Origin of the sequence: Lactococcus protaetiae (assembly GCF_006965445.1) — a bacterium.
Lineage (GTDB): Bacteria > Bacillota > Bacilli > Lactobacillales > Streptococcaceae > Lactococcus > Lactococcus protaetiae.
Genome location: NZ_CP041356.1, coordinates 1212943 through 1227551, shown reverse-complemented (window position 1 = coordinate 1227551; position 14609 = coordinate 1212943). Strand labels below are relative to the sequence as shown.

The 14609-nt window shown below is 37.7% G+C and carries 10 protein-coding genes and 1 pseudogene; 1 reads left to right on the top strand and 10 read right to left on the bottom strand.

Annotated elements, in window-relative coordinates; translation table 11 throughout:
* Window positions 1-86: 86 nt before the first annotated feature.
* Together pflB and FLP15_RS06135 are read right to left on the bottom strand one after the other, a co-directional pair.
* Complete coding sequence (gene pflB, locus FLP15_RS06140) at window positions 87-2450, bottom strand: formate C-acetyltransferase (RefSeq protein WP_142766395.1); 2364 nt, start codon at window positions 2448-2450, stop codon at window positions 87-89.
* A gap of 274 nt (window positions 2451-2724) precedes the next feature.
* Window positions 2725-3642 (bottom strand): magnesium transporter CorA family protein, encoded by a 918-nt coding sequence (locus tag FLP15_RS06135; protein WP_190288361.1) that lies wholly within the window; start codon window positions 3640-3642, stop codon window positions 2725-2727.
* Window positions 3643-3909: 267 nt separating this feature from the next.
* Here FLP15_RS06135 and FLP15_RS13715 point away from each other — a divergent pair.
* Window positions 3910-4065 (top strand): annotated as a pseudogene (locus tag FLP15_RS13715) (acetate--CoA ligase); the annotation flags it as partial.
* 436 nt (window positions 4066-4501) lie between these two features.
* On the opposite strand, the gene eno reads toward FLP15_RS13715, so the two are convergent.
* The 8 genes from eno to FLP15_RS06095 form a co-directional block, all read right to left on the bottom strand.
* Window positions 4502-5803: a phosphopyruvate hydratase gene (gene eno / locus FLP15_RS06130; RefSeq protein ID WP_142766394.1), complete on the bottom strand. Its 1302-nt coding sequence runs from the start codon at window positions 5801-5803 to the stop codon at window positions 4502-4504.
* A 244-nt stretch (window positions 5804-6047) separates the two neighbouring features.
* Window positions 6048-6605 carry a ribosome hibernation-promoting factor, HPF/YfiA family gene (hpf, locus tag FLP15_RS06125; RefSeq protein ID WP_142766393.1) on the bottom strand — a complete coding sequence of 186 codons (558 nt, stop codon included), beginning with the start codon at window positions 6603-6605 and terminating at the stop codon, window positions 6048-6050.
* A 147-nt stretch (window positions 6606-6752) separates the two neighbouring features.
* A complete protein-coding gene (locus FLP15_RS06120; RefSeq protein ID WP_142767445.1) occupies window positions 6753-9203 on the bottom strand; it encodes an ATP-dependent Clp protease ATP-binding subunit in 2451 nt (816 codons plus the stop codon).
* Window positions 9193-9645 carry a CtsR family transcriptional regulator gene (locus FLP15_RS06115; RefSeq protein ID WP_120773240.1) on the bottom strand — a complete coding sequence of 151 codons (453 nt, stop codon included), beginning with the start codon at window positions 9643-9645 and terminating at the stop codon, window positions 9193-9195. Before FLP15_RS06115 ends, FLP15_RS06120 begins: the two co-directional genes overlap by 11 nt.
* Window positions 9646-10465: 820 nt before the next feature.
* On the bottom strand, window positions 10466-10936 hold the full coding sequence (gene greA / locus FLP15_RS06110) for a transcription elongation factor GreA (RefSeq protein ID WP_120771105.1): 471 nt from the start codon (window positions 10934-10936) through the stop codon (window positions 10466-10468).
* A 104-nt stretch (window positions 10937-11040) separates the two neighbouring features.
* Window positions 11041-12654 (bottom strand): endolytic transglycosylase MltG, encoded by a 1614-nt coding sequence (gene mltG / locus FLP15_RS06105; RefSeq protein WP_142766392.1) that lies wholly within the window; start codon window positions 12652-12654, stop codon window positions 11041-11043.
* Window positions 12655-13172: 518 nt separating this feature from the next.
* A complete protein-coding gene (rpoE, locus tag FLP15_RS06100) occupies window positions 13173-13733 on the bottom strand; it encodes a DNA-directed RNA polymerase subunit delta (protein WP_142766391.1) in 561 nt (186 codons plus the stop codon).
* Window positions 13734-14077: 344 nt separating this feature from the next.
* Entirely contained in the window at window positions 14078-14590 is a 513-nt protein-coding gene (locus FLP15_RS06095; protein WP_142767444.1) for an adenine phosphoribosyltransferase, read from the bottom strand.
* Window positions 14591-14609: the final 19 nt, after the last annotated feature.

Below are 14609 nucleotides of genomic sequence, written 5' to 3'. Positions count from 1 at the left end.
AATCTCCACCTTCTGTCAATGCTGACAGAAACTAAAAAAACTCTGTCAGTGCTGACAGAGTTTTATTATCATTATCAATTCAAGAATTAGATATTAGTTGTGTGCATTACTTCGTTGTCATCTTGTGAGAGGACTTCGTGGAAGACACGTTCAGTCAATTCTTGTTTTTGTTCAGGTGTGAGGTATTTAGTATTGACACAGTAACCAGAGATACGAACGATAACATCTTCACCATTCATAATCTTGTCATAAACATCTTTGAGGTCCATAACATTCAAGTTAACGTGTTGACCAGCAAACTCAGTACCACCAATCAAAGCACCTGGAGTGAAGTAACCATCAAGGATTTGAACCAAGTTGTCCACTTGTTCGTCACGAGTCTTACCAAGCGCACGTGGAGAAACTTGAGTTGTCAATGAGATACCATCATTAGCGTCTTTGAATTCCAATTTAGCCAATGAACGGAGGTTTTGCAACCATCCACCTTTAGCCTTGTTAGATGGGTTAGCACCTGGTGAGAAGAATTCAAGTTTAGATTTGTTCACTGTACCATCTTCGTTGAGGAATACACCTTTGTGGACTGGTGAGTTACCTGTTTGCTTAGAGTAAGCAACATTAGATGTGATTGTCAAAAGTGAAACAGTTGCTTCAGCATTCTTGTAAAGTTTGTGTGAAGCCAATTTTTCATGGTACATCTTCATTACAAGTTTAGCGATATCATCAGCACGGTCATCATCTTCACCATAACGTGGGAAATCACCTTCTACTTCGTAGTCGTAGATGTAGCCATTTTCGTCACGGATTGTTTTAACTTTTGCATATTTGATTGCTGAAAGTGAATCAACAGTGTTGGCGAAACCACAGATACCAAATCCCATGTTAGCACGAACTTTAGTTGGCAAGAAGGCCATTTGAACTGCTTCATAGTTGTATTTATCAGTCATGTAGTGGATGATATTCATGGCATCAACATAAGTATCAGTCAACCAGTTGAGTGACTTGTCAAAGTTTGCCATAACTGTATCGTAGTCAAGAACTTCGTCACGAACAGGTTCAATGTCAAACACTTTATAGTCTTTATGTACATCATCATAACCACCATTAAGACCAGTCAACATTGCTTTCAAGACGTTTACACGCGCACCAAAGTATTGGAGGTTGTGACGTCCTTCTTCATTTTCTGGGTCAAGTGGAGAAACACAACAAGAGATACAAGACATTTCACCGTAACCATCTTTAGCCATTGTTTCAACACCTTCATATTGGATAGATGAGTGTTTGTGGCTCATAGACATTGCGTAACGTTTGAATGAGTAAGGAAGTTTAGAATCCCAAAGAACAGTCAAGTTTGGTTCTGGAGCGTTACCGATTGTATCAAGTGTATTGAGGAAACGGTAGTCCATTTTAGTTACACGGTGACGTCCGTCGTTACCCATACCAGCCATAGATTTCGTGATGAATGTTGGGTCACCAGAGTAAAGTTCATCATAAGCAGCAGCACGAGCAAATTTCATTGTACGAAGTTTCAATACGAAATCATCAACAAATTCTTGAAGTTCTTGTTCAGTGAAAGTTCCACGAGCAAGGTCGCGTTCAGCAAAGATATCAAGTACGATTGGCACACGTCCAAGTGAAGTTGCGGCACCATTAATCACACGACATACAGCCATGTAAGCAATGTTAACCCATTGAATCGCTTCTTTTGTATTCATTGCAGGGCGTGAAACATCGAGTCCATAAAGGGCACCAAAGTTTACAACTTGTTGCAATGCTTGGTATTGCATATTAATTTCTTCTTTAAGACGGATATTGTCGTCATTAATTTCAGTAATTGCATCCCATTCTTTAGCTTTTTCTTTCATCAAGTAGTCAGCACCGTACAAAGCAAGACGAGCATAAACCCCAATGATACGACCACGAGAGTAAGCATCAGGCAAACCTGTAACAGTGTGAGCATGACGGGCTTTACGAATAGCTGAAGTGTAAGCGCGGAAGATACCATCATTTACAGAAGTCATTGTTTGTGACAATACATCATGCAAACCAGGATCAACACTAAGACCATGTTCAGTTAAGATTTTTTCAGCAACACGAAGACCACCCTTAGGCATGAAGTTCAAACGGAAAAGTTCGCTGTTTTGCATACCATAAATCAACTCAAGCTCTTTATCGTTAGCATCAACATATCCAGCAGGGATTTTGTCAATAGAAGTCACACGGTCAGTGTCAAATGGGAAACCAACTTTTTCATAGTGTGCTTTTGTATCTTCAATAATTTTTTTAACTTTAAGTGTACGTTCTGTTGGACCAGCAAGGAAGCTTTCATCGCCATCATAAGGTTTGTAGTTTTCTTGTACAAAACGAGTGATGCTTGCTTTGTCGCGCCAGTCAGTCCCTTTGAAGCCTTCCCAGGCTTGTTCAAAGATGTTTTCAGTAACTTCGGTTTTCATTTTGAAAATCTCCTTTGTTCTTTCTGTTTCAGATTACATTTTAATTATATCATACAGTTTGCGAATATCAAAAAAAATCCTGAATAAATCGCACATTCTTTACTAGTACAGTTATTATTATTTTAATATCTGTTATAATATTTTAGCTATTATTTATCTACTTTCTTTCAATATTTCACAAACTATTTCTTTCTAATATTGATAAATACAACTCTTGACTAATCAAAATAATTTTTTCACAAAAAAATAAATAGGATAAATAAATTATCCCATTTTATAACATATCTTTCCGGTGTAAAAGCCAAGTTACCCAACCACTTACCACGACAATCACCACTAAAATGGCCCAAACCATCCATTTAATTGCCTGACCAGGAATTGGAACATTCATCCCGTAAAAACCAACAATCACCGCAGGAATCCCTAAAACAAAAGTCGCAGAAGTCATAATTTTCATCACAATATTCAAATTATTACTTACAATATTTGAGAACAAATCCCGTAAATTTTCAAGTAACTTAAGTTGAATCTTTGTTTCTGTATATGCTTGGTCTGTTTCAACAAAAATATCATAAATCTTATCTGCAAAACCGTCTTCATCATCTTCTCGTAAATAATCAATAAATTTGCGCAAAACTTGAATATTATTATGTAAAGCATCTTCAAAATAAATCAGACTTGCTTGAATTGCTATCATATCAACAATTTGATCGTTTTTAGTTGAATTTTTAATCCCAACTTCGAGTCTTCTGCGCCGAGTCCTAAACTCTCGCAAATAGTCATGATAGGCATGAGTCATTTGATACATCACCTGAAAAATCAATTGATGTTTATAACGTTTATAATCATACTCTCTATCAAAAATCATACGGCTGTCAATCTCATGATTGAGTGCAAGAATGACCGATTCATTCTTTGTCCAAACTAAAGAATATGGAAAAGTAGCAACTTCACCATAATTTGAAAGGGCTGGATACTGGAGCAAAATCAGATTATTATCATTATCATCCGTTTCAAAACGGGCATTTTCATAATCATCAAGAATCCCTGAAACATAGTCAAACGGAAAATCATAATACTCCGAGACAGTGCCAATTTCCTCTCGTGTTGGATTCAACACATAAGTAAAGTTTTTCATCTCAGATGTTGAGGTCAATTTTTTGGCACTTGAAAGTTCGTAGTTTTTAATCATTGAATGTTAGTTCATACTTTCCTATTTCTTATCATAATCGAGCATGAAATGCTCATAATTATAGACTAATTGTAACAAATTTTTTCTATTTTTATACTCCTAATGTCACTTTTTAACAATCCCGATTTTCCTAATTTTTGGAGTATTTTTTTAAATACTCCACGATATAATAAACTTTGTAAAATTAGAAGGATAACTTATGAAATTTAAGCATAAACCATTAAATTTATAACTAAATTTTAAAAACTCATCAGAGACACTCCCTAATTCAAATTAAATGCATTTGATACTTACTTACTCGCTGTAGCAGTATCATACCTAGGTGCAATTCAAGCAATGATTTTTCATCATCTTTCTGTTAAGACCCTAGATATATTGGCTGAGCGTCTTGAAAATCTTTGGTCAATCTATGATTTTGAAACCGAACTTTCAACTTTATGGTCAGTATGGTGGTTGATGAGATACAGGAGATTGGGGAGTTATAGATGAAAACTGGATCCTTTATGATGGACAAGTCGCTTTAATTAAAGATGTCGAGCCTAATCTGATTATTGAATCCTTTTATTAGACAAACTTGGCTTTCTTGATGAAGTTGTTCTTATAATTGCCCACAATCTGTACCAGCTCTCAGCAATCAAAAAGAAATGAGCTGATTTACCTTTTTTAAATAAACTGATAATTATAAATTATGATGAACTACTATGTATTACAACAATGAATGTTCAATTTTAGCACCAGGGAAAAGCTTAACGCGCAATATATAAAAAGCAGAAATTTCTATCTGTACTCTTGTTGAATAATCTAATATATCTTAGACAAAAAAACTCTCCCGAAGGAGAGTTTTTAACATTTCACAAAATTATTTTTTAAGGTTGTAGAATGCTTTAAGACCTTTGTATTGAGCCACTTCAGCCAATTGGTCTTCGATACGAAGCAATTGGTTGTATTTAGCCATACGGTCAGTACGTGAAAGTGAGCCAGTTTTGATTTGTCCGGCATTTGTTGCAACAGCGATGTCTGAAATTGTTGAATCTTCAGTTTCACCAGAACGGTGAGATACGATTGCTGTGAAACCAGCTTCTTTAGCCATTTCAATAGCTTCAAATGTTTCAGTCAAAGTACCGATTTGGTTTACTTTAATCAAGATTGCGTTTGAAGCATTTTCGCGGATACCACGTTCAAGATATTTAGTGTTTGTAACGAAGAAGTCGTCACCAACAAGTTGAACTTTTTTACCAAGACGTTCTGTGAGGAGTTTCCATCCATCCCAGTCGTTTTCGTCCATACCATCTTCGATTGTGATGATTGGGTATTTAGAAACGAGTTCTTCAAGATAGTCAACTTGTTCAGCAGCTGAAAGTTTCTTGCCGCCTTCACCTTCGAATTTAGTGTAGTCGTAAACACCGTTTTCGTAGAATTCTGATGATGCACAGTCAAAACCAATCATAACACCATCTTCACCAGCTTTATAGCCAGCTACTTCGATTGCTTTAAGGATAGTTTCTACACCATCTTCAGTTCCGTCGAATTTAGGAGCGAATCCACCTTCGTCACCAACAGCTGTTTCAAGTCCACGTTCTTTAAGAATTTTCTTAAGTGTGTGGAAGATTTCAGCTCCCCAACGCAATGCTTCTTTGAATGTAGGTGCACCAACTGGTACAATCATGAATTCTTGGAAAGCGATAGGAGCGTCTGAGTGAGAACCACCATTAACGATGTTCATCATTGGAGTTGGCAATACTTTAGCGTTGAATCCACCAAGATAGTTGTAAAGTGGAACACCAAGTTCGTCAGCAGCAGCGCGAGCAGCAGCGATAGAAACACCGAGGATAGCGTTAGCTCCCAATTTACCTTTGTTTTCTGTACCGTCAAGAGCAATCATTGCACGGTCAATTGCTTGTTGATCAGTAACTTCATAACCGATGATAGCTTCAGCGATGATGTTGTTTACATTGTCAACAGCTTTTTGAGTACCAAGTCCGTTGTAGCGAGATTTGTCGCCATCACGAAGTTCAACCGCTTCGTGTTCACCAGTAGAAGCACCTGAAGGTACCATACCACGACCGAATGCACCGTCTTCAGTGTAAACTTCAACTTCGAGTGTTGGGTTACCGCGTGAGTCAAGGACTTCGCGAGCATAAATATCAGTAATAATTGACATTTTTGTCTCCTTATTATTTTTAAGTGCTGAGCACTCTTAATACATCTCTGATTTTACTATTTTTCTTCTAAATTTTCAAGTGAAAATCTTAGCAAAGCTAAATTTCACAAGGTTTTACGCTTACATTTCCATTCTATTCTTTTTAAAAATTTTTACTTATTTTAATTCAATCTATCTTAAAAATACCTATCGTATTTATCAAGAAACATGACAAAAGGACTAGGAAATCCTAGCCTTTTTATCCTTATTCTGTTTCGATTAAGCCAAAGCGACCATCAGTACGACGATAAACGACATGAGTTCCATTAGTGTCTGCATCAGTAAATACATAGAAATCATGACCCAACATATCCATTTGCAATGCTGCTTCTTCAGCATCCATTGGTTTCAAAGCAACATGTTTTGTACGAACAATGCTGATGCTGTCATCTTTTACCTCATCTGCTTGATCAAGTGGAGCAAACTCATCTGCAAAAACTTGTCCTGTTGGTTTAGCATTGCGAGGTTTGCGATTCATTCGAGTCTTGTATTTACGAATTTGACGTTCAAGTTTTTCTTCAACAAGGTCAATTGATGCATACATATCTTGTGATGTATCTTCTGCACGTAATGTTACATTCTTAGCAGGAAGTGTCACTTCAACTTTAGCGCGTTTTTCAGTGTAAACTTTCAGATTTACATAGGCTGTCACTTCATGACCATCGTTGAAGTATTTGTTGAGTTTTCCAATTTTATCTTCAACATAAGCGCGGATTGCATCGGTAACTTCGACGTTTTCGCCACGGATATTAAATTTGATCATAAGAGTACCTCTTTAACGGACTTCAAGCACATTCAAGCTTTTTTCTAGAGTATATTTAGCACTCTCTTAGAGAAGACTTTTCTGTTGCTTGCAGAACCGTCCTTTCCTTTATTTCTAATGTAATTATAACATGAAACTGCTTACACCTCAAATAATATGAGTGATTTTAATCTTTTTATTAGCTGCACCGATAGAAATACTATCACCAGCCTTAATTTCTCCTGTCAGGAGTTGTTCGCTCAAAACATCTTCTACCTCACGTTGGAGCGCTTTACGCAACGGACGAGCCCCATATTCAGGGTCAAAGCCAACTTCTGCAATCAGTTTTGCTGCTGCTGATGTGAGTTTAATGTGAACTTTTTGCTCTGACAGTCGTTTGATGAGAGATTTACTCATAATTTTTACGATCTGTTCAATTTCATGGGTAGCAAGTGAGTGGAAGACGATTGTTTCATCAATTCGATTGAGAAATTCCGGACGATAGTGACGTTTCAATTCTTCAAGAATCCGTGCTTTCATTGCTTTATAATCAGCGGAGATATCTTTCGCTCCAAATCCAACGGTTTTATCGTCACGTAATGCTGTCGCTCCAAGGTTTGAAGTCATGATGATAATTGTATTTCTAAAATCAACTTTTCTTCCTTTTGTATCTGTGACAAATCCATCATCAAGAATTTGTAGCATGATATTGAAGACATCTGGATGGGCTTTTTCAACCTCATCAAGTAAAATCACAGAGTATGGTTTATTACGGACACGCTCTGTTAGTTGCCCACCTTCATCATATCCAACATATCCTGGAGGTGCTCCAATCAAACGAGAAGTTGAATGTTTTTCCATGTATTCGCTCATATCCACGCGAATCATGCTATCCTCACTTCCAAAGACACTGTCAGCTAACGCTTTTGCAAGTTCTGTCTTACCAACACCTGTTGGGCCGAGAAACATAAAGGAACCCATTGGTCTTCGGCTGTCTGAGACACCCGATCTCGCTCGTCTAATGGCTCGTGATACTGCTGAAATCGCTTCTTCTTGTCCAACAACTCGTTTATGAAGTTCTTGCTCAAGTTTAATCAGGCGTTCACTTTCAGATTTTGTCATTTGAGTGATTGGAACTCCTGTCAGCGTTGATGCAACAGCAATGACAGCTTTGTCAGTGACTTCTTGTTTTTTGTCAGTGCTGACAGAAAATTTATTAATCTTATCAGCAATCTTTTGAACAACTTTTTCTTTTTCTCGTGATGATTTCACATCAAGTTGAATGACTGAGTCTGCTAATTCTTTTTTGGCTTCTGTCAGTTCTTTTTCGAGTTCTAATCGTTTTGTTTGTTGGTTTTTTACAGAAATTTTTACTGATGCTGCTGCTTCATCGAGTAAGTCAATAGCTTTATCAGGTAATTTTCGATTTGTCATATAACGAACGCTCAAAGTCACAGCACTTTTGATGGCTTCGTCAGTAAAGGCAACCTTATGGTAATCTTCAAATTTTTCTTTCAAGCCTTGAAGAATGGCAATAGCTTCGTCAACTGTTGGTTCTTCAACATTTATCCTAGCAAGGCGTCGCTCCAATGCCTCATCTTTTTCAATATATTTTTGATATTCATGATAAGTTGTTGCTCCTATCATTTGAAAATCACCTCGCGCAAGTGCTGGTTTCAAAATATTTGCAGCATCATTGACCGAATCCATGCCACCACCTGCACCGATAATCGTATGAAGTTCGTCAATGAAAATAATGACATCTGGGTCACTACTTACTTCTTCTACGATTGCTGTCAAGCGGTCCTCAAATTCTCCTCGAAATTTTGTACCAGCAACAACAGTCGCCATATTTAATGCCATGATTCGACTATTCATCAGACCAACAGGAACATCTCCTGCCACAATACGTTGAGCCAAACCTTCAATAATCGCTGATTTACCTACACCAGGTTCTCCAACAAGCACAGGATTATTTTTCGTTCGTCGGCTTAATATATGAATCAAACGTTCAACTTCAGCCTCACGACCAATCATTGGATCAAGCTTTCCTTCACGTGCAGATTCTGTCAAATCAGAAGAAACTGAGTCCAGAGTTGGCGTTGTGGTTGTTGCTGAAACTCGTTTAGCAAGGTTTCTTTTAGACATTGGTGTGACTGTTTTTCTAGCTTCAGGTATCTTTAGACCCGTTCGTTTTTCTAGCTCTTTTCGGACAGAAACGATATTCACTTTTTGCAATTTCAACAGTTGCAATGCAAAACCATCTTCAACTTGTAAAAGAGCATAAAGAAGATGTTCTGTGCCTACAACCTTAGCTCCATTGTGTATCGCTAAAAGTCCCGCCAATTGAATGATTTCTTCTGCTCTAGGAGAAAATCTTAGATTTTCACGTTTAACAACAACATGGCTGGATAAATCTTCCACATCAATCAATAAATCTGAGGAATCAACTTTCATTCCGGCAAGTACGCTAAAAGCAATTGAGCCAGCAGTAGTTGTCATTGCTGCTAAAATATGAGCACTTTCAATTGCACCATACTGATAATAGTAGGCATATTCTGCCGCCTTATCAAGGATTTGCTCTACTGTAGTTGTGTATTCTATATTTTCAAATTTCATCATCACGGTCCAATCTGTTTATTATACTTTTCATCATCGTTCCACGCGTGAATGGACTGATATTTCCGTCAGTAATGACAAGTAATAGTAAGTTCCCTTCTCGTTCTGTCAGTACCTTTTCATCAAAAAGATGCTGAATGACATCGTGAGCCGCCTTTACTGACAGATTGGATGGAATCTTCTGATAGAGTGCTGTCAAAAATTCATGTCGTGCCGAATAGTGATATTTTACAATTTTGATGTAGCCTCCACCACCACGTTTTGACTCAACATCAAAACCTTTTGACGCTGTAAATCGTGTCTTAATGACATAATTTATCTGGCTAGGAACAACATCAAACTGATTTGCTAAATCAGCGCGCTTTATTTCTATTTCCTGTGCTTCTTCAAGTAACCGTCTGAGATAGGCTTCAATGATATCCGATGTATTTTGAGTAGACATTTTTTCCATCCTTTCCTATTCTTTTCGTATTTGATATTCGTCTAACTTTGTTCAGAGTTCAAAGTTGGATTAACACATTCGTGCAATGATCATTTTATCGGAGCGAGTGCGTGTTATTTCCGCCCTTCGAGCTACGCTGTCAATACTCGCTACGGTGCTAAAGCATCAACGCCAAGTGGCACTGCAGACATACTGCCTTTTGCTCTTGCTAGCTTCGCTTGCTAAGCAAACGAACGTAGACCATTCGTAGAACGGCGCACAAAGTGCGTGCCTTGCGACATTGAGAAAAGCTGTGCTTTTCTTATTCGTACGTCATCTTCGCTATGTTACGCTATCCATTCGCTCTAAGCCAACAGAGCTGGCAAAGCGAAATGATTTTTAAACCTACGGTTTAAAAGTCAAACAGTATTAGTATATATTAAATCGTTTATCCTTACAATTTCTTTTGTTAAGTGAAAATTTTAGCAAAGTCACATAATACAAAATATAATCTTTGACTATTACTGACTATTATACCTAAAATTTAGGAATTTTACCAAAAGAAGCAATTTGCAAGGAACTGACATACTGACAGAAATTCTGTCAGCAAACAAAAAAGCTATCAGTGATAGCTTTCAATGATTAATTTATAATTTTTAACTTAGCAAATGCGCGCTGTCTCCGCTTCGCTACGCTGTCCATTCGCTCTAAATCGCTGAAGTGTCGAAAGTATGCATTAACTTTCCAAGACTGTCAATAAGGAAAACAGCGTTTCACTACCTCTCACACTTGATGCAATGTATCAAAGTTGCAAACGAGAAAAGCAATGCCTTTCTAACTATCAATCAACGCTGACAATTTTTACGGTCATCTCACCAACAGGTAAAGGAACATTGACTGTGTCTCCCACTTTTTTACCAATAAGGACACGTGCAATAGGTGATTCATTTGAAATTTTACCAGTAAATGGGTCTGCTTCAGCAGTACCTACGATTTGATAAGATTCTTCGTCGGTTTCACCTTCTTCGACAAAAGTTACTCTTTTACCTAGTGCCACTTCGTCTTTAGCTATTTTAGCATTGTCTACAATTTCCGCATAACGAATCATTGTTTCAACTGTCGAAATACGTCCTTCTATGAAAGCTTGTTCATCTTTTGCAGCTTCATATTCTGAGTTTTCAGAAAGGTCACCATAACTACGTGCTACCTTGATACGGTCAATCACTTCTGGGCGTTTTACGAGCTTAAGATTTTCAAGTTCAGCTTTTAATTTATCAAGACCTTCTTGGGTCATTGGGAATGTTTTTTCCATTTTTATTTTTCCTTTTTTATAAACTTTATCCAGGGATAAACTCCCGATTAAAACAATTTTTCTATTTCTCACTCATTCAAGTGAAAAATAGAAAAATCATTGCTTTATTTCAATTTATCATTAACATAAGTTTGAACATTTGCATTTTGTTCTTCTAATGTTTTAGCAAAATAGACTTTGCCAGTTGTCACATCAGCAACAAAATAAAGATAATCATTTTGAGCAGGTTGAAGTACTGCTTTGATTGAGGATAGACTTGGACTATCAATTGGACCAGGTCCCGTTCCTTGATTCGCATATAAATTAAATGGGGAATCAAGATTGGTATCAATCGTTGCATCTTGCTTCAATGTTGTTTTAGCTCCTAGCTGTCCCTCAGCATAAAGAACCGAAGAGTTAGAATCTAAAGTCATTCCCTGATTCATTCGATTATAGAATGTACCAGCAACTTGCCTACGGTCATCATCATTGTTCGCTTCTTTTTCAACCAAAGCCGCTAAACTCAAAGTTTCATTGACCGTCATTCCTTGCGTAGCAATCGTGCCATAATAAGGTGTCAACTGCGTATTCATCGCCGAAATCATACTTTCAATCATTGTTTCAACTGTTGAAGATTTTGTATATTCATACGTTGCAGGGAATAAATAGCCCTCAAGTTGATATTTCACTCCCGAACTTTTATCTGGCAAGCTGGCAAAGAGTTTTGGATACGCCTTGACCATTTTTGCAATAAAAGCAGGGTCTTGTACGGTCTTCATGAAATCAGCTGTCGAAAATGGGGTCTTACCATCTTTGGAATCAGCATTAACTGTGATTCCTTTAGAAATCTGCTCTAGGGTATATCCCTCTGGAATAGTCACTTTTCCTAGCGTTGGGGCAACCGGTTTCGGTGTGCCTCCCTCTTCTAATTTTGAAGCAATAGCAGATAACTCCATATCTGGCGAAAGATTGTAGTAACCGCTCTTGAAGTCTGTATAGTTTTTAAATTTGGTATAGTATTGAAAAATCATTCCATTTTTTATGATGGATTGCTTTTGCAAGATATCACCAATTTGTTTACTACTTGCGCCTTCTGGAATATTGACAGCCTTCACCACATGATTTTTACTGTCTAGAGGCTGCACACCTGCTTTAATAAAGTTATAACCATACCAACCCGTCCCTGCAGCAGCTAAAATCAAAAGTAAAACAATCACAGCGATGATTCGCCCTGCGGTTACTTTTTTCTTCTTTTTAACACCACGTTTTTTCTTCTTGGAAGGTTTGCGCTTCGGTGGTCGATTTGTTTGTTTCGGTTTTGAAATAACTTCCTCCTCATCAGATTCCTTTTGATATCGATTTTGACTTCTAGAAAACTGTGAGTAATCTGATTGCTCTTGGGTTTCTTCCAAAGCAAGCGCTTCTAATTTCTCACGTAAAGAACCCGTTTCCTGAGAAACTGTTGTCTTTTCTCCAGATTCTTCTTCCCAGTCGTCATCATCCTTAGGGAAATCAAAAGCAGGTAAGTTATAAGGTTCAAACTCAACCTTTCTCTTTTCAAATGTAGAAGATGATTCTTTTGGATTTAATGTTCTAAAATCTGATTTTGGACGCTCAAAATAACTCTCATTAGAGCCAAGCTCTTCACGAGATTGCTGTGTTGCATTTTCTTCAAGCTGGCGCAAGATTTTTTCTTTAAAACTCTCTCGAGAAAATTCTGTTGTGTCTTTATCCACCAAATTCATTCTCCTTACAAGGTCCAAGGGTACATTCAAAGAAAATCTACCTTTGCTCATTTGGGATTATTTATCAAAGTAAGTGCGTGCTATCTCCGACCTTTGGGCTACGTTGTCGTTGCTCGCTAAGCTACTAGGTAAAACAACTAGCATCTCCATGTTGCTAAAACAACAATAGCTATCCTATCTTAGGTATGGGATAAAGCAGCACTATCTCCGCTTTGCTACGCTGTCCATCCACCACAGGTATCCATTCGCTCTATCTCCACTTTGCTCCGCTTATCCGTTTGCTCTTGCCGCTTTAGCAGCTAAGCAAACGGGCAGCGTAGACCGTTCGCAGAACGGCGTGCGAAGCACGTAGCACCATAGCGAGGATGGACACCGTAGCCCAAAGGGCGAAGATAACAGACACTTGCTTGGTTAAAATTCACTTTTTCTAATTGTAACCATTATCTTGTTGTTTTACAAATGATAAGCAAATATTCATAAAAGTGAGGTTAGACACCTCACTTTTATGCATTTTAGTCTTCTTCAGTATCGTCTGAGTCGTCGTCATCATCATCAACATCGAGTTCGACATCTTCATCTACATTATCAAGTTCAACTTCAGCAAGTTCGGCATCATAAGCAGCGACATCATCTTTGTCTTCATCTTCGGCTTCAGCATCGTAAGACATATCATCGTCTGTTTCTTTGTTGCCTTCTTCATCTTCTGGGTCAATCTCATCTTCAATACCAAAGACGTTGACTTTGCTGCGTTTTTTCACTGGTTTTTCTTCTTCGTCATCTTCGATTTCATCAAGAGCAATGACTTCTTCATCAATTTCATCAATCGCATACCAAGAACGAAGTGCCCAAATGTTATTTCCCAGTGGAATGAAGCTTCCATCTGTATTAATTTCTGTGTAAAAACGTGAAATACTAGCTTTGATTTCGTCGTCTGACTTTCCCAAATAGGCTTGAATTGTCTTTACAATCTCGGCAAATGGCATTTCTTTACCATTCTGCTCCAAAAGTGCATGAGCGACTTCAATCATTGAAAGTTCTGATATTTGTTGTCCTTCTAAGGCTGTAATCTTCAAGTTTCTGCTCTCTTTTCATTTAAAATGTCCAAGACGCTAAATTGTTCAAAATTTATATCTACAACTCAACAAGCGACTCGAACTCAGTTATAAGATGTGAGTTTAATAATTTAGTGGATGATAAAATAAATCCTCAAGGTGTGAACTCATTTTATCATCTCAAAACAATCAAACCCTATTGGCTGAATTTTCTTTTTATAGTTTATATCAAATTTGAGTTGCTGTCAATATTTTACCCTCTTTTACACGAAAAAATTTCTGTCAGTACTTACGACTTTCTCCATAAGTTAAGAAAAAATCTTGCTAACAGAATTTTCGAGATGATGATTACTGACAGAAAAAAACTAGTAATGCATCAGCACTTTATAATCGTAATCTCCAATTTTTTCACGCCCTTTGAGTTCATCAAGCTCAATGAGAAAGGCACAACCAACGACAACACCACCCATTTTTTCAACGAGTTCAATCGTTGCACCGATTGTTCCACCTGTCGCAAGCAGGTCATCAACAATCAGAACACGTTGACCTGGTTTGATACTGTCAGCATGCATGGTCAATGTGTCAGTGCCGTACTCTTTTTCATAAGTGGCTGAAACGACTTCGCGAGGTAATTTTCCAGGTTTACGAACTGGTGCAAAACCAACACCAAGCGCAAACGCAACTGGGCAACCAATAATGAAACCACGTGCTTCTGGTCCCACAACCATATCAATTTCCTTATCACGCGCATACTGAACAATCTCAGTCGCTGCGTAATTATAGGCATTTCCGTCAGCCATCAGTGGACTGATATCACGAAAGACAATGCCTTCTTTTGGATAATTTTCAATTGTTGCAATATAATCTTTTAATTCCATTTTTGTCAGTGCTGACAGT